The sequence below is a fragment of the Cellulomonas sp. WB94 genome (assembly GCF_003115775.1).
Taxonomy (GTDB): domain Bacteria; phylum Actinomycetota; class Actinomycetes; order Actinomycetales; family Cellulomonadaceae; genus Cellulomonas_A.
The window spans coordinates 44,932-60,302 of record NZ_QEES01000001.1 but is presented as its reverse complement, the minus strand read 5'-3'; the positions used below and the strand labels follow the sequence as shown (position 1 = coordinate 60,302).

General features: G+C 71.1%; 17 protein-coding genes. 8 read left to right on the top strand and 9 right to left on the bottom strand.

The genetic code is table 11. The annotated features are described in order from the left end of the window. Positions 1–33: 33 nt before the first annotated feature. Both DDP54_RS00285 and DDP54_RS00280 read right to left on the bottom strand, forming a co-directional pair. Positions 34–375, bottom strand: a complete 342-nt coding sequence (locus DDP54_RS00285) for a DsrE family protein (RefSeq protein ID WP_109130044.1) — start codon at positions 373–375, stop codon at positions 34–36. Beyond that, entirely contained in the window at positions 372–944 is a 573-nt protein-coding gene (locus tag DDP54_RS00280) for a hypothetical protein (RefSeq protein WP_109130043.1), read from the bottom strand. The genes DDP54_RS00285 and DDP54_RS00280 overlap by 4 nt, the downstream gene beginning before the upstream one ends. Positions 945–1,091: 147 nt before the next feature. Between DDP54_RS00280 and DDP54_RS00275 the strand changes: the two genes are divergently transcribed. Together DDP54_RS00275 and DDP54_RS00270 are read left to right on the top strand one after the other, a co-directional pair. After that, positions 1,092–2,471, top strand: coding sequence for an MBL fold metallo-hydrolase (locus DDP54_RS00275; RefSeq protein ID WP_109130042.1), 1,380 nt, complete (start codon positions 1,092–1,094; stop codon positions 2,469–2,471). A 44-nt stretch (positions 2,472–2,515) separates the two neighbouring features. Continuing rightward, positions 2,516–3,337 (top strand): sulfite exporter TauE/SafE family protein, encoded by an 822-nt coding sequence (locus DDP54_RS00270; protein WP_109130041.1) that lies wholly within the window; start codon positions 2,516–2,518, stop codon positions 3,335–3,337. A 3-nt stretch (positions 3,338–3,340) separates the two neighbouring features. Here DDP54_RS00270 and DDP54_RS00265 read toward each other — a convergent pair whose 3' ends face one another. Continuing rightward, on the bottom strand, positions 3,341–4,753 hold the full coding sequence (locus DDP54_RS00265) for an MFS transporter (RefSeq protein ID WP_109130040.1): 1,413 nt from the start codon (positions 4,751–4,753) through the stop codon (positions 3,341–3,343). Positions 4,754–4,769: 16 nt separating this feature from the next. Further along, the gene (lgt, locus tag DDP54_RS00260; RefSeq protein WP_109130039.1) at positions 4,770–5,600 is read right to left on the bottom strand and encodes a prolipoprotein diacylglyceryl transferase; all 831 of its coding nucleotides are present in this window, start codon (positions 5,598–5,600) and stop codon (positions 4,770–4,772) included. A gap of 94 nt (positions 5,601–5,694) precedes the next feature. Between lgt and DDP54_RS00255 the strand changes: the two genes are divergently transcribed. Then, a complete protein-coding gene (locus DDP54_RS00255) occupies positions 5,695–6,231 on the top strand; it encodes a MarR family transcriptional regulator (protein ID WP_242448121.1) in 537 nt (178 codons plus the stop codon). Here DDP54_RS00255 and DDP54_RS00250 read toward each other — a convergent pair. Continuing rightward, a complete protein-coding gene (locus tag DDP54_RS00250; RefSeq protein WP_109130037.1) occupies positions 6,228–6,443 on the bottom strand; it encodes a DUF2892 domain-containing protein in 216 nt (71 codons plus the stop codon). The two genes, DDP54_RS00255 and DDP54_RS00250, sit on opposite strands and share 4 nt — an antisense overlap. Before the next feature lie 163 nt (positions 6,444–6,606). Here DDP54_RS00250 and trxA point away from each other — a divergent pair, with 163 nt between their 5' ends. From trxA to DDP54_RS00230, 4 genes are all read left to right on the top strand, one after another. Then, positions 6,607–6,975, top strand: coding sequence for a thioredoxin (gene trxA, locus DDP54_RS00245; RefSeq protein ID WP_109130036.1), 369 nt, complete (start codon positions 6,607–6,609; stop codon positions 6,973–6,975). Between the two features lie 126 nt (positions 6,976–7,101). Continuing rightward, the gene (locus DDP54_RS00240; RefSeq protein ID WP_109130187.1) at positions 7,102–7,365 is read left to right on the top strand and encodes a metal-sensitive transcriptional regulator; all 264 of its coding nucleotides are present in this window, start codon (positions 7,102–7,104) and stop codon (positions 7,363–7,365) included. 255 nt (positions 7,366–7,620) lie between these two features. Further along, positions 7,621–7,995 (top strand): hypothetical protein, encoded by a 375-nt coding sequence (locus DDP54_RS00235; protein ID WP_146192317.1) that lies wholly within the window; start codon positions 7,621–7,623, stop codon positions 7,993–7,995. Beyond that, positions 7,988–8,434: a hypothetical protein gene (locus DDP54_RS00230; protein WP_146192316.1), complete on the top strand. Its 447-nt coding sequence runs from the start codon at positions 7,988–7,990 to the stop codon at positions 8,432–8,434. The genes DDP54_RS00235 and DDP54_RS00230 overlap by 8 nt, the downstream gene beginning before the upstream one ends. 99 nt (positions 8,435–8,533) lie before the next feature. On the opposite strand, the gene DDP54_RS00225 is transcribed toward DDP54_RS00230, so the two are convergent. Then, positions 8,534–10,267, bottom strand: a complete 1,734-nt coding sequence (locus DDP54_RS00225; protein ID WP_109130033.1) for an FAD-dependent oxidoreductase — start codon at positions 10,265–10,267, stop codon at positions 8,534–8,536. Next, the gene (locus tag DDP54_RS00220; RefSeq protein ID WP_242448143.1) at positions 10,264–10,599 is read right to left on the bottom strand and encodes a rhodanese-like domain-containing protein; all 336 of its coding nucleotides are present in this window, start codon (positions 10,597–10,599) and stop codon (positions 10,264–10,266) included. The genes DDP54_RS00225 and DDP54_RS00220 overlap by 4 nt, the downstream gene beginning before the upstream one ends. A gap of 290 nt (positions 10,600–10,889) precedes the next feature. Between DDP54_RS00220 and DDP54_RS00215 the strand changes: the two genes are divergently transcribed. Further along, the gene (locus tag DDP54_RS00215; RefSeq protein WP_109130031.1) at positions 10,890–13,385 is read left to right on the top strand and encodes an FAD-dependent oxidoreductase; all 2,496 of its coding nucleotides are present in this window, start codon (positions 10,890–10,892) and stop codon (positions 13,383–13,385) included. A gap of 10 nt (positions 13,386–13,395) precedes the next feature. Here the strand turns inward: DDP54_RS00215 and DDP54_RS00210 are convergent, their stop codons facing one another. Next, positions 13,396–14,280 (bottom strand): aldo/keto reductase, encoded by an 885-nt coding sequence (locus tag DDP54_RS00210; RefSeq protein ID WP_109130030.1) that lies wholly within the window; start codon positions 14,278–14,280, stop codon positions 13,396–13,398. A 73-nt stretch (positions 14,281–14,353) separates the two neighbouring features. Then, the gene (locus tag DDP54_RS00205; protein WP_109130029.1) at positions 14,354–15,334 is read right to left on the bottom strand and encodes an AEC family transporter; all 981 of its coding nucleotides are present in this window, start codon (positions 15,332–15,334) and stop codon (positions 14,354–14,356) included. Positions 15,335–15,371 lie beyond the last annotated feature (37 nt).

Here is a 15,371-nt window from a genome sequence, read left to right as displayed (position 1 = left end):
CGCCTACCTCGACCACACCATCAGACCCGGGCCTCAGGGTCGCAGGTAGGCCCAGCCCTGGTTCTGCCGCGCGACGAGGTGCCCGACCCCGGACGGCACGACGACGGTGCCGTCGACGAGGTCGCCGTCCGTCAGGCCCTGCGAGCGCAACGAGTTGCGGCACACGACGAGGATGATCCCTGCATCCAGCGCCTCCGCGAGGGCGTCAGCCGTGACCTGGCCCGCTCGCGCCAGAGCGATCGCCTCCCCGTGCGCGACGACCTCGATCGGAGTGCCGGGCTCGACCTCGGGGATCAGGTTCAGCGCGTTGCGGAGGACAGCGCGGTGCGTGCCCTCGGCGGGTTCGGTCAGGTGCAGGACGACCCCGGCGGTCATCGAGCTGCTCGCGGCATGGGGGCGGTCGGCGGCCGGCTGCCGCGAGCCCGAGGGGTGAGGCACAGGATCTGGCCCCGCAGGCGCACCAGCAGGGCGCCCGCGGTCATGACGAGCGCAGCGGCCGCGAGGTAGGGCTGGACGGGGGCGAACCAGGTAATGGCTCCCGAGTATCCGAGGGCCAGCAGGGCGAGCTTGTTGCACACCGGGCAGCCGACCGCGAACCAGGCCAGGACACCGCCAACCATCCCGAACCTGCTCGGCGCATCGACCACGTCGTCGGCCGCTGTCGCGTCGAGCTCATGGCGAGACTGTCGGACATAGGTCGCGGCAAGCATCCCGCCGAGGATCGACGAGGCGATCCAGACGGGGTAGTTCCACCCCTGGACCGGTACCTGCCGGCCGAAGACCGGGTTGGGGATGAGCACCGTCGGGATGCCGATCAGGAGCGCGAAGGCGACGGAGAACACGGCTGCTGCCAGGTGCTGGCGGGGCGTCCAGCTGCGCAGTGCGGCAGCGGCCGCTTCGAGGGTGCGCCGAGGCTCCGTCGGGGTGGTGATGGCCGGGGACATGCTCCTCCAGTGGGCGTGAGACGAAACCAAGGGTGTCGCTTCGGACGTCGGAATGCGGTGACGAGGCCCCCGGTTGTAGGGTCAACATACCCCGAGGGGTATCGATCCGGCGTCAGCCGACGCCTCGCCTGGAAAGGCCTGCGAGACATGACCACGACGATCGTCGCCATCGACACCCCGTCGCTCGGCGACCGCAGCTACCTCATCCATGACGGGCAGGTCGCGTTCGTGGTCGACCCCCAGCGCGACATCGACCGCATGCTCGCTGCGGCAGACTGCGCCGGAGTGCGCATCACGCATGTCTTCGAGACCCACATCCACAACGACTACGTGACCGGAGGCTTCGCCCTGGCCCAGCGGACCGGCGCGCAGTACTTCGTCAACGCCGACGACCTGGTCTCCTTCGATCGGACGCCGATCAGCGGCGGCGACGTCGTCGACGTCAGCCCCGAGATGAGGGTGCGGGTGGTGGCCACCCCGGGGCACACGTTCACCCACCTGTCCTACGCGCTCGAGGGCGATGAGCCCGCCGTCTTCTCCGGTGGGTCGTTGCTGTTCGGCTCCACAGGGCGGCCTGACCTCCTCGGACCCGAGCACACCCACGCGCTCGCCCACCACCAGTTCGCCTCGGCTCGCTCGCTCGCTCGCGAGCTGCCTGACGCCACGGTCGTCATGCCCACGCACGGGTTCGGCAGCTTCTGCTCCGCGACCGCCACGACGTCAGGCGCAACCGGGTCGACGATCGGGACGGAACGGCTCAGCAACCCCGCCCTGACCAGGAGCGAGGAGGAGTACGTCGCGGAGATCATCGCCGGGCTCGACGCCTTCCCGGCGTACTACGCCCACATGGGTCCAGCAAACTCGCACGGGCCGTCCGGCCCGGACCTCAGCCCGCCCCTGCAGGCCGACAAGGCGGAGCTGTCCCGTCGCCTGCACGCCGGGGAGTGGCTGGTCGACCTGCGCAGCCGCTCGGCGTTCGCGCTGGGTCACGTCCCCGGCACGGTCAACTTCGGGCTCGACGGGCAGTTCGCGACCTACCTCGGATGGCTCATCCCGTGGGGGACCCCGGTCACTCTGCTGGGAGAGAGCCCGGAGCAGGTCGCCGAGGCGCAGCGGGAGCTCGTCCGGATCGGCATCGACTCTCCGTCGGCAGCGGCCACCGGGGGACCAGACGACTGGACCGACGGGCCCCTCGGCCGCTTCGAGCGTGCCACGTTCGCCGACCTGGCCCAGGTTCTCCACCACCGCCGCGTGACCGTCCTCGATGTCAGGCGAGTGGGCGAGTGGCGCGAGTCGCACGTCGACGGCGCTGTGCACGTCCCGCTGCACTTCCTGCTCGAACGTCTGGGTGACGTGCCGAGCGGTGAGGTGTGGATCCACTGCGCCGCCGGTTACCGCGCGTCGATCGCGGCGTCCTTCCTGGTGGCCAACGGCCATCAGCAGGTGGTGGCGGTCGACGACTCGTTCGGTGACCACGCGGCCGACGCCGGACTCGCCCTGGTCTCGGAGCGCAGCGGGACGGACTGATCCGGGCTCGTCAGGTTCTGACCCCCGGAGACGAAGGACGTCACATGCTCGCGCTCGTCATCCCCGTCGGTCTGCTGATCGGCCTCAGCCTCGGCGCCCTCGGGGGTGGCGGCTCGATCCTCACCGTCCCGGCACTGGTCTACCTGTTCGGCCAGGACTCGCGCGCAGCGACGACGGGATCGCTCCTCATCGTCGGCGTCACGTCCGTGATCGGGATGATCCCGCACCGCCGTGCCGCGCGCGTCAGCGTGGCCCAGGGCCTCGTGTTCGGCATCCTCGGTGTCGCCGGCTCGTACGTCGGCTCTCGGCTCTCGGCGACCGTGCGTCAGGACGTCCTGCTGGCTGGCTTCTCGGTGCTGATGCTGGCGGTGGCTGGCCTGATGACCCGCCGCCGCCGCGCGCAGGCACGACTCGCCTCGGCCGGCTCCGTGGCTGTGGCCGTGACTGCGCGGCCCATCCTGACGATCCGGCCGACCGTCAGCTGTGACTGCAGGCGCGCAGCAACGGTGGTCCTCACGGCGTCGGCCGTGGGTCTGCTCACGGGGTTCTTCGGCGTCGGTGGCGGGTTCGCGGTCGTGCCGGCTCTGGTGCTGGCGCTCGGCGCGTCGATGCCCGTCGCTGTGGGGACGTCATTGCTGGTGATCGCCATCAACAGCTTCAGTGCCCTGCTCTTCCGGCTGGGCCAGGGCGTCACGCTGGACTGGTGGGTGATCGGCGGCTTCACGATGGCGGGCGTGGTGGGCAGCCTCCTGGGCAGCCGTGTCGTCTCGCGCGTGGGACCGTCCCTGCTGAACCTGGCGTTCACGCTACTTCTGGTCGTGGTGGCGCTGTACACCGCGGCACGGAGCTTTCCCGGGCTGTTCTGACCGTCAGGCGGCGGGCTGCTCTGGAGCAGAGGGAAGCAGGTGCGCAGAGAGCAGCGCGACGATCGCGGCGGCAGCGAGCACCAGCAGGGCGGCCCGGGGCCCGTCGAACAGGTGGGTGCCGCTCGGGCGAAGGTGCAGCGCGAGTGTGACGGCGGCGATGCCGAGCGCGGTGCCGAGGCTGCGGGTCGTGTTGAGCAGGCCTCCACCCGTCCCGGCGACGTGGCTCGGGACCGCGCGCATGACGACGCTGTTGTTCGCGGGGGTGAACAGGCCCAAGGCCACCCCGAGCGTTCCCAGCAGGGGGACGAGCCACGCGGTCGTGAGGGGCGCCGCCACCAGCGCCGCGAGGACGACGACGCCGAGCATCGCCCCGAACCCGGCGCGGCGGCGGTCGCTCGATGAGCTCGGCAGCATCCGTTCACCGAGGGTCGCGGCAAGCGCGAACCCAGCGGGCAGTGCCGTCAGGGCGAGGCCGGCGTGCAGCGCGGACGAACCGGCGTCGGTCAGGACGATCGGGACGAGGACGAGCGGGCCGAACAGCACCAGGTAGCCGCACAGCGCGCCGAGGAGCCCGGCGCTGACGGTGCGGTCGCTCAACAGGGCCGGGTCGAGCAGCGGAGCCGCGGCGCGCCGCTCGCGCAGGAGGAAGCCTGCGACGCACGCCGCAGCCAGGACAAGGAGGCCTGTCGGCGCCCAGCCGGGCAGGCCCAGTCCCGATGCCGCCGAGACCCCGAGCAGCCCAGCAGTGGTCGCGGCGGCGAGCAGCACGATCCCGGAGCGGTCCCACACCCGGGCGGGGGTGAGGGATCGGCTGCGGGGGAGGAGGTACACCCCGGCCGTGACCGCGACGACCCCGACGGGGACGTTGATGCCGAACACCCACCGCCACCCGAGCGTCGAGACCAGAAGACCGCCGACCGTGGGACCGAGGGCGAGCCCGATCGCCTGGGCCGCTGCCTGGACCCCGAGAGCCGTGCGCATCCGGTCGCGTGGGGCGCTGGCGAGGACGAGAGCGATGCTGTTGGCCTGGAGCATCGCGGCGCCGACGCCTTGGAGCGCGCGGAAACCGACGAGCGCGCCGAGCGAGGGTGCGAGCCCGCAGGCGGCCGACGCGACCGAGAACACGAGGAAGCCGTAGAGGTACACGAGCTTGCGGCCGTGAGCGTCGGCCAGTCGACCGACCGGGATGAGCAGCGCTGCAAGGACCAGCAGGTAGGACAGGGAGACCCACTGCACGGCGGCCAGCGACGTGCCGAACTCGCTGCGCAGCGGGCGGTACGCCAAGGTCACGATGCTCGCGTCGAGCTGACCCATGAAGGCGCCGAAGCACACCGTCGCCACAGCGAGCCACCATGCGTGGGGCCACTCGCGGATCCTCGCCGGCCTGGCGCGCTCCCTGGTCAGCGCACTGAGCATCTCGGAGGCACTCCGTTCAGACTGCGGGAGCTGGGGCAGGGACTGGTTCGGCTGCAGGGTGCCGACCCCGAACGACGAAGAACGCCACAGCCGCCGCGAAGACGATCAGGCTGGTCCAGTCGTTGAGCCGCAGACCGAGGACGTGGTTGGCGTGGTCGACGCGCAGCGCCTCGATCCAGGCTCGTCCGACGGTGTACGCAGCGACGTACAGCGCAAACAGCCGCCCGTTGCGCAGCCCGAACCTGCGCCCGGCCCACACCAGGAGCACGGCAACGCCCACGTCCCAGATCGACTCGTAGAGGAAGGTCGGGTGGTACAGCCCGATGCCCGGTGTCTCCGCGGGCCGGTGCGCGGGATCGATCTGGAGCGCCCACGGCAGGGTGGTCGGTCCGCCGTACAGCTCTTGGTTGAAGTAGTTTCCCCAGCGGCCGATCGCCTGCGCCACCACGAGCCCGGGGGCGACGACGTCGGCGAAGTCTGCGAGCCGGATCCCGTGACGTCGGCAGCCGATCCATGCTCCGCCCGCTCCGAGCGCGACCGCTCCCCAGATGCCCAGGCCGCCGTCCCAGATGTACAGCGCCCGGATGGGCTGCTGCCCCGCAGCGAAGTACAGCTCGGGGTCGGTGATCACGTGGTACAGCCGGCCGCCCACGATCCCGAAGGGCACCGCCCACATCACGACGTCGAGGACGTCGTCGGCAACGCCGCCGCGCGCAACCCATCGGCGCCGGGTCCACCAGGTCGCCACCACGATCCCGGTCAGGATGCACAACGCGTAGGCACGGATCGGGATCGGCCCCAGGTGCCAGACTCCCTGGGCGGGGCTGGGCAGAGACGTCAACATCATCTGAGCTCGTTCCGTCGGCCATCACGTCGATCGATCAGGTATGTCGCTGACAAACATAGTCGCACACCGATGTTGTCGGGGCTACTATTCGGGGATGGCCCTCAGTGCGGACGATCGGCATGCGTCACCGGTGATGTCGGCCGAGGCGAAGACGCTCACCGAGGTCGTCACCCGGCTCCGGCGGGCGTTGCGCACGTCCATCCGCACGGACTACCCATGGGAATCCCTTCCCATGGCGCAGGTCGAGCTGCTGCTCGCGCTCGACGAGCACGGGTCGGTCCGGGTGGGCGAGCTGGCGACCCTCTTGCGGCTCGCAGCCAACACCGTCAGCGGACTGGTTCAGGTCCTGGTCGAGAACGGTCTCGTCACCCGGGCACCGGACCCGTCCGACCGGCGAGTCGCCGTCGTCGCCCTGACTGCGGCCGGTCGCCTGAAGCTCGACGACTGGGGTCGGGCGCACGAGCAGCGCATCGGTGACGCGCTCGACCGCCTTGCGCCCGGTGACCGGGCGACGGTCCGCGCTGCCCTCCCGGCTCTCGCGCGGCTCGTGGACCACCTGGCATCGCCGGAGCTCGACGCAGCCGAGGCGGACGTTGACGCGCATCCGGCCCCAGTGCGAGTGCGACGCTAGCGTCCGGCGACGATCCTCGGCCGGGTGCTCAGCCCGAACGGCAGGTAGATCGGGCACGTGCTGAGGGCCGCCGTAGCCAGCAGGAACGCCGCGAGCGCGTACAGCACGATGGCGAGCCAGCCCCCAGGGCCGACGAGCACGCCGACGACGACCAGCACCGGCGCCAGGATGATGCGGATCGTCCGGTCGATCGAGCCGATGTTCTTCTTCACGTTGTCCTCCTTGTAGGGCTGGTCTGCCTCATGGACGGGCCGATCGGCGAACGCGATACCGGCGTCCCGTCGTGACGTCCGTCACTTCTCGGGAATGCTGATGCCGAGCCGACGAGGTAGAGTGATACCCCCGAGGGTATCCGATAGTCGCTGAGGAGCAGCAATGTCCATCGTCAACCTGACCGCCGACACGTTCGAGCAGACCGTCAAGGACAGCGACGTCGTCCTGGTCGACTTCTGGGCGGCCTGGTGCGGGCCGTGCCGCATGTTCGCGCCCGTCTTCGAGGCGACGTCGGAGAAGTACCCCGACGTCGTGTTCGGCAAGGTGGACACCGAGGCCGAGCAGGTGCTGGCCGCGCAGGCGGGCATCACCTCGATCCCGACCTTGATGATCTTCCGGGAGAACGTCCTGGTGTACGCCGAGCCCGGCGCCCTGCCGGGGCCTGCGCTCGAGGAGCTCATCGGTGCGGCCCGGGCGCTGGACATGGACGACGTCCGTGCGCAGCTGGCCGCTCACCAGACCGTTTCCTGAGGTGCTGTCATGACATCTCCAGGAGATGAGCCGCCGGCCGCGGACGCGCTGGTGGAAGCGGCGGCCACTCCGCGCGGCACGGTCCGCGGTGCGTCGTGGTTCCGGAGCGACGAAGACGGGCCGGCGATGGAGCTCGACGCGTCGGACATGGGCAAGGTCATCAACCGACTGAAGCGGGCCCAGGGCCAGCTGGCAGGTGTCGTGCGGATGCTCGAGGAGGGTCGCGGCTGCGAGGACATCGTCACCCAGCTCTCGGCCGTCGGGAGCGCCCTGGACCGGGCGGGGTTCGCCATCGTCGCGTCGGGCCTCCGGCAGTGCCTGATCGAGTCCGACGGCAAGGAGACTCTGCACGTGCAGAAGCTCGAGAAGATCTTCCTCTCGTTGGCCTGACGATCGACTCGCCGCGCTGGCATCTGGATACCCCCGGGGGTATGATGAAGTCATCTGGCCCACTGAGAAGGAGTGACCTATGTGTAGCCCTGCCCGTTGTGCACGTTGCGGAAAGATCACCTGGAGCGGCTGCGGCATGCACGTCGACGCCGTGATGGCGAGCGTTCAGCCGGCCCAGCGGTGCACCTGCCGCTGATCGGTCGACGGCACCCTCAGTCGGCCCCGGCCGGGCAAGCTCCGGCTCCGACGGACTCGATGACGCCTCGAGAGGCGATCATCGAGTCCGTCCGCGTCCGGGAGCAGGTCGCGCTGGAGGCCCTGGGTGCCGCGACGGGCGGCGCGTCGCTCTGCTCCACGCCTCGCGCCGGCACCCCGGTGCCGGCGGTGAAGTACCACGAGGGTGCGTCGTCAGCGCTTGCCGAGGCTCGTCGTGCCATCAGGGACGTCCAGGAAGGCCCGGGAGCCGTCCTCGAGGCACGCGCGGTGCTGCGCGAGATCCGCGCTCGCTGGCGTGCCCAGCGCGGCACGTCAGGACGCACCGGCCCGAGCTGGGCGGGATACCTCGCCGGCGGGTTGGACGCGTTGGATCAGCTGGTCGACGACGACGAAGGACGTGCGCACGATGCCTAGAACCGAACCCGCAGCCGATCCGCTCACGCCTGTCCTGCAGGTCGCCGTCACGGCCCCTGGCCGACGGTGGTCGAGGGCCCGAGCGGCATGGCCGCCACGCAGGCTCGTGGCGGTCGCCGTCATCGCCCCGGCTCTGATGGTGCTGCTCACGGCCGTCTCGGGCGACTCCGTGAGTCCACCCGGATGGACCGCACTCGCCGGACTCGTCGCTCTGACAGCAGCAGCGACGGCAGCGACCTACCTGCCGCGACCGGGGTCCGGGGCTCGGCTCGACGTCGGCTGCACGCCGTGCGCCTCGGTCGCGGCCATCACCGTGCCGATCGCCGCCGTCGTGCTGACCGCGTCACCGCACGACGTGCCCTCGGCTCTCCTCGCCCTCGGTGTCGCGGTCTTCGGGCTGCGGCAACGGCTCACTGACCCGAGCGCCTGCCCCGCCTGACCTCTGCGCCTGACCTCCGCCGGACATACGACGACCTCGGGCTCGGGCGGCCCGCCATCATGGCGCACTCACCCGAGGTCGTCGGCGTCGGTCGCGAGGTCAGATCTCGGGGTGGACGGCCTTCAGGGTGATCCATCCGCCGGAGAGGTTGCGGGCGTCGAAACCCTCGCTCAGCAGCACGCGGGTGGCGAGGTAGGAGCGCACGCCGCTGGCGCAGTGCACGCTGATCGCTCGTCCGTCGGCCGCGACCCGGACCTCCTCCAGGCGTTCCCGGAGCTCGAGGTGCGGGATGTTCAGGGCGACGTCGAGGTGGCCGGCGGCGAACTCGCCGCGTGAGCGGACGTCGAGGACGAGGGTCGTCGCGACCGCCTTGTCCAGGTCCTGCGCCTGCCACTGGGGCATCGTCCCGTCGAGGACGTTCTGGGCCACGAACCCCAGCATGTTGACCGCGTCCTTGGCCGAGCCGTAGGGCGGGGCGTAGGCGAGCTCGAGCTCGGCCAGGTCGTCCGCGGTCATCCCCGCGCGGATCGCAGTGGCCAGGACGTCGATGCGCTTGTCGACTCCTGCGCGGCCGACCCCCTGGGCACCGAGCAGCGTGCCGTCGGGGGCGAAGCTCGCGACGAGGTGCATCGTCTCCGAGCCGGGGTAGTAGCCCGCGTGGTCTCCGGGGTGGATGTGGACGACCTCGTGGGCGATCCCCGCCCGTTGCAGCGTCGCCTGGTTCGCGCCCGTCGTGGCCGCCGTGAGGTCGAAGACACGCACGATCGCGGTGCCGAGCACCGAGGCCTGCGGGGTCGTGCGGTGCCCGCACATCGAGTCGGCGGCGCGGCGCCCCTGGCGGTTGGCGGGTCCCGCGAGCGGCACGGGACCGGAGGTGCCGGTCACGGCGTGGACGACCTCGACGGCGTCGCCGACCGCCCAGATGTGCGGGTCGGAGGTGCGTTGATCGGCATCCACACGGATCGCGCCGGTCGGACCGAGGTCCAGCCCGGCCTCGCGGGCCAGGGCGCTCGCGGGGCGAACGCCCACGTTGACGATGACGAGGTCGGCGGGGAGGCGTGAGCCGTCGGACAGGGTGACGGTGACGGCACCGGTCGAGCCGGTCTCGCCCGACTCCTCGATCGCGGGCACGTCGTCGGGTTCGACGGGCTCGACGGCCTGCGCTGAGACGGCCAGCCGCAGGTCGACGCCGTGAGCAGCGAGCTCGTCGGCGAGCAGCGGGGCGAGCTCCGCGTCGATCGGTGGCAGGACGTGGTCGGCGAGCTCGACGAGGTGGACCTGCAGGCCGCGTGAGGTGAGCGCCTCGACGGCCTCGAGCCCGATGAACCCGGCACCGACGACGACGGCGCGGGGGGCGGGCGAGCCCGTCGGTCGGTCCGCGAGCAGCCCGCCGAGGCTGTCGCGCAGCGCGTCGACGTCGGGAACCGTGCGCAGGGTGTGCACAGCGGGGTGGTCCAGCCCGGCGATCGGGGGGCGGACCGCGACCGCGCCGGGGGAGAGCAGCAGCGCGTCGTAGGGCTGGCGGAACGTGCGGTCCCGCGTCTGGACCGTCACCTCCCGGGCCTCACGGTCGATGCCCGTGACCCGGTGGCCGGTGCGGACGTCGAGGTGGAGCGACGAGGCCAGCGATGCCGGCGTGTGCAGGAGCAGCGACTCGCGCCGGGCGATCTCGCCGGACAGGTGGTACGGCAGGCCGCAGTTGGCGAACGACACGTAGTCGCCCTGCTCGAACACGATGATCTGTGCGTGCTCGTCCAGGCGTCGGGCGCGGGCGGCGGCGCTCATCCCGCCGGCGACGCCGCCGACGACGACGATGGTGCGCGGGGAGCTCATCGGCGCACCTCGCCACCGGCACGCTGCCAGGCAGCCATCCCGCCCGACACGCTGGTCGCCTCGTAGCCCAGGCTCCGCAGCTGGTTGGCTGCGGTGCGCGAGCGCATTCCGCTCGCGCAGACCACGACGACGGGACGGCTCTTCTGCAGCCGCCGCGCGCCCTGGTCGATCTGGCCCAGCGGGATGTGCACGGCCCGCGGTGCGTGCCCGGACTTCCACTCGTGGCTCTCGCGGACGTCGACGAGCGCCGCTCCGTCAGCAACCAGCTCGAGGGCGCGCGCAGCGTTCACGGTGTGGCGGATGCGGCCGTCGTCGGGCGCTCCGCCGAACAGGCGCCGGACGCGCTCGAGAAGGGTCGGTGTCTGGGCGGGGGTGGGTGAGGTGGTCAAGGTGAGCTCCATTCGTCCTCTGCAGGATACCCCAGGGGGTATCGAATCGGAAGTCCGGACCCTGTCTGGCAGATCGGCGTCGACGCCGTCGCCCACGGTATGGGCGACGCACGCAGGCTTCCTCTGACACGCTAGCGCGCATACCCCCTGGGGTACGCGACCTTCGTCCCGCGCAGCGACCCGCACCGGCTCGTAGCGTCATCCGCTGTCACCTCACGGATCGGATCGCCCCCATGAAGATCGTCGTCGTCGGCGGAGTCGCCGCCGGTATGTCCGCCGCTGCACGGGCGCGTCGCCTGGACGAGTTCGCCGAGATCGTCGTGCTCGAGCGCGGGCACCACGTGTCCTTCGCCAACTGCGGCCTGCCGTACCACATCGGCGAGGTCATCACGGAGCGGAGCCGGCTCCTGGTCCAGACACCAGCGAGCCTGCGTGAGCAGCTCGACATCGACGTGCGGGTCGGTGTCGAAGCCGTGAGCATCGATCGGGCCGCCAAGTCGGTCCGTGCCCGCGACGTCGACTCCGGCGTCGAGTACGACGAACCGTACGACAAGCTGATCCTCACCCCTGGCGCCGAGCCCGTCAGGCCTCAGCTTCCCGGGATCGATCTCCCGGCGATCCACGTGCTGCGACGCATCGGTGACATGGACGTCATCAAGGCGACGATCGACGGCGCGGGCGGCAAGGACCGCAAGGGCGGCGTCAAGCACGCCGTCGTGATCGGCGCCGGCTACATCGGCCTCGAGATGGCCGAGAACCTGCACGAGCGCGGTGTGAGCGTCGAGGTCGTCGAGATGGCCGACCAGATCATGCCGCCGCTCGACCGCGAGCTCACCACGACGGTCGAGAACTACCTGCGTGCCCACGACATCGCGCTGCACCTGCGTACCGCCGCCGCTGCTTTCACCGAACGTCCCGACGGCCGGTTGCGGGTCGAGCTGAAGGACAGCACGTTCATCGACACCGACCTCGTGATCATGGCAGCAGGCGTGCGTCCGAACACGGGCCTGGCTGTCGCTGCCGGTCTCGAGCTCGGCCCGCGCGGCGGCATCAAGGTCGACCGGCACATGCAGACCTCCGACCCCGACATCTACGCGGCCGGCGACGCCGTCGAGGTCGAGCACACGGTGCTGCCCGGCACCTGGCTCATCCCGTTGGCCGGACCCGCCAACCGCCAGGGTCGCGTCGCGGCGGAGGCCGTGTGCGGTCGGGACACCGTGTTCGAGTCCACCCAGGGCACGTCGATCGTCAAGGTGTTCGACATGGTGGCCGGTGGGACCGGAGCCTCGGAGAAGCAGCTCGTCGCGGCCGGAGTGCCGTTCGACGCCGTGCAGACCCACCCGCACGGCCACGCCGGGTACTACCCGGGGACCGCGATGATGCACGTCAAGGTGCTCTTCGCCCCGGACACGGGCCGGATCCTCGGTGCTCAGATCGCCGGGTTCGACGGCGTCGACAAGCGTCTCGACGTGCTCGCGACCGCTCTGCGCGCCGGGATGACGGTCTACGACCTCGAGACCCTCGAGCTGTCGTACGCGCCGCCGTTCGGCTCGGCCAAGGACCCCGTCAACATGATCGGGTTCGTGGCGTCGAACACGCTCCGCGGCGACCTCGCGCTGTGGCACGCGGGCGACTACCCGCAGGCGACCGACGGCGCACGGATCATCGACGTGCGCGGGCCCGACGAGTTCTCGCTCTGGCACCTGCCCGGCGCGGAGAACGTCCCGCTCGAGACCCTGCGGCGCCAGCAGGCGGACTGGGACCGCACCACCCCGATCCGGCTGTACTGCGCCGTCGGCTTCCGCAGCTACCTCGCCTACCGCGTGCTCGTCCAGCGCGGCTTCACCGACGTCAAGACCCTGTCGGGCGGGATGGCCACCTTCCGGGCGTACCACGACGTCGCGCCCAGCGAGATCGACGCACCCGTGCCGGTCATCTCCTATGCGGAGACGCCCGTGCCGAGCGGCGCGCCGGCCGAGTCGACGGGGGTTCTCGTGGATCTCGACTGCACCGGCCTCGCCTGCCCGGGTCCGATCATGAAGCTGCAGGAGGCCGTCACGGCCCTCGCGCCCGGAGACGAGATCGTCGCGCACGTCTCGGACTCGGGGTTCCGGCTCGACGCCCCCGCATGGGCGGCGCGCAACGGTCACACGATCCTCTCCCTGACCCCGGAAGGGCCCGGCTACGCCGCCCGGATCCGCAAGGGCGCACCGGCGGGGGCGACCAAGGCCGCGCTGAGCGGACCCGCGTCGCTCATGAAGGACAAGAAGTCCTTCGTCGTCTTCTCCGGTGAGCTCGACAAGGTGCTCGCGGCGTTCATCCTCGCGAACGGCGCCGTGGCCATGGGCGACGAGGTGTCGATGTTCTTCACGTTCTGGGGCCTCAACGCCCTGCGGCGCGAGAACCCGCCGGCCCGCGCACGCTCGGGCATGGACCGCATGTTCGGGGCCATGATGCCGTCCGGCGCCGAGCGCCTGAAGCTGTCGACGCTCAACATGCTGGGCGGCGGCACGATGCTCATGAAGAAGGTCATGAAGGACCACAAGGTCCCGAGCCTGACCGAGCTCATCGCCTCGGCGCAGGCCGGGGGAGTCCGGCTGGTCGGCTGCACGATGACGATGGACCTGCTCGGCATCGCGCCCGACGACCTCATCGCGGGCGTCGAGCTCGGCGGCGTCGCGACCTTCCTCGGCGAGGCGAACGAGTCCAACGGGGCGTTCTTCATCTGACGCTGGCGGTTCACCAGGGCATGCGGATGAACGGTGACGCGGCCTCGCGGTCGGTCTGCAGCACGGTCGCGGCGTCGTCCAGCGACATCCGCTCGCGCTCGGCACGCAGGATCATGCCCAGCAGCCGGACGTCGCCCGCGGTCGCGAGCCCGGTGATCTCCTCGTGCGCCAGGACCCACGACACGGCCGCGCGGATCCGCTCCTGGTCGTCGTACGGCTCGTACCAGGTCGTGTAGGGCTCGCTGGACCCCGACCCGGCCGAGCCCGTCTCCGGCCAGTTGCGTCGTGCCACGGCCTTGATGATCAACAACCCGGCGTCCTGCCGGCGGACTTCTTGGACGAGCTGCTCGTAGTCGAACCGGAACGCCTCGTCCTCGAGGAGCACCTGGTTGAGCGGGGTCAGCACGGTGGCGAACGGGAAGCGTCCCAGAGCCGCCAGGTGGGTCGCGGGCGCCTGCGACCCGTGCCCGGTGATGCCGACGGCGCCGACCAGCCCCTCCTCCTGCGCGCGCACCGCGGCCTCGAGGGCCCCACCGGGGCCCGTGGCGCGGTCGAGATCGGCGAGGTCACCGACGCCGTGCAGCTGCAGCAGATCGAGGTGGTCGGTCTGCAGCCGCTCGAGCGACGCATTGATCTGGACCCACGCGGCTTCCCGCCCGCGCTCACCGGTCTTGCTTGCCAGGAAGATCCTCTCGCGCAGCTGCGGCATCCATGGCCCGAGGCGCAGCTCCGCGTCCCCGTAGCTGGCGGCGACGTCGAAGTGGTTGATCCCCCCGTCCAGGGCCTCCTGGATCGATCGGTCCGCGGTGTCCTGGTCGACGTCGGAGAGCGCGGCGGCGCCGTAGATCAGCACCGAGCTCTCGTGCCCCAGCCGTCCGAGCCGACGGTGTTCCATCGACGGGCCTCCTTTCGTGGTCGATCCTCCGACCCTAGGACCGCCGCATCGTCAGGGCCAGGCATGGCGGGCCCTAGCCGAGGACGGCCGTGATGACCAGGAGCACGGGCACCGCGAGGACCGTCGTCAGGAGGCCCGCATCCCGCGCGAGTGCCTGCCCGCGTCGGTACTGAAGGGCGTAGACGAGCACGTTCTGCGCGGTGGGCAGCGCTGAGATCGCCACGACGGCGAGCAGCGACTGACCGTGCAGCCCGAGCGCTGAGCCGATGGCCGCGGCCAGGGCTGGGTGCACCGCGCTGCGGAGGAGCACGACGAGCACCAGGTCGCTGCGCGGTGCTTGCTCGCCGGTCGACCTCGGTACGGCCAGCGACAGGCCGAAGGTGAGCAGCGCCATCGGTGCCGCGGCCGCGCCGAGCAGCCGGAACGGCTCGAAGACGACGTCGGGGAGGTGCCACGGCACGGTGGCGAGGACGAGACCGGTCAATGCTCCGACGATGATCGGGTTGGACAGGGTGCGCACGACCACAGCCCCAGCGGCGACCGACCGAGGGGTTGTCGACGCCCGGGAACCGGGAGGTCCTGCCACCGGTGTCGCGGTGCCCTCGCGGGGCTGCGACCGCCGATCGAGAATCGTGAAGGCGACCGGTGCCAGGACGAGCAGCTGGAAGAGCAACGGCGGCACGATGGCCACCGGGCTGCCCAGCAGGTAGACGGCGAGCGGCAGCCCCAGGTTGCCGGCATTGACGTACGAGGACGCGAGCGTCCCGATGACGACGTCGTCCACCGGTCGGTGCCACACCCACCGCAGCACTGCGATGGCCGTGATCGCGACGAGGCCGGTGCTGATCGCGGTGACCAGAGCCGCCCGCGAGAGCAGGAGGTGCAGGTCGGCGTGCGCGACGGTGACGAGCAGCAGGCATGGTGTCGCGACCGTGAACACGACCCGTGCGAGGACGGCGGGCCCACGTTCGCCGAGCGTCCCCCGGCGGCCAAGGACCCAGCCTGCCGCGACGACCGCCGCCATCGTGCCCAGCGCAGTGAGGACGGCATCCATCAGCGGCTCCCGGGCGGCGTGCGGTGGACGGGGCGCC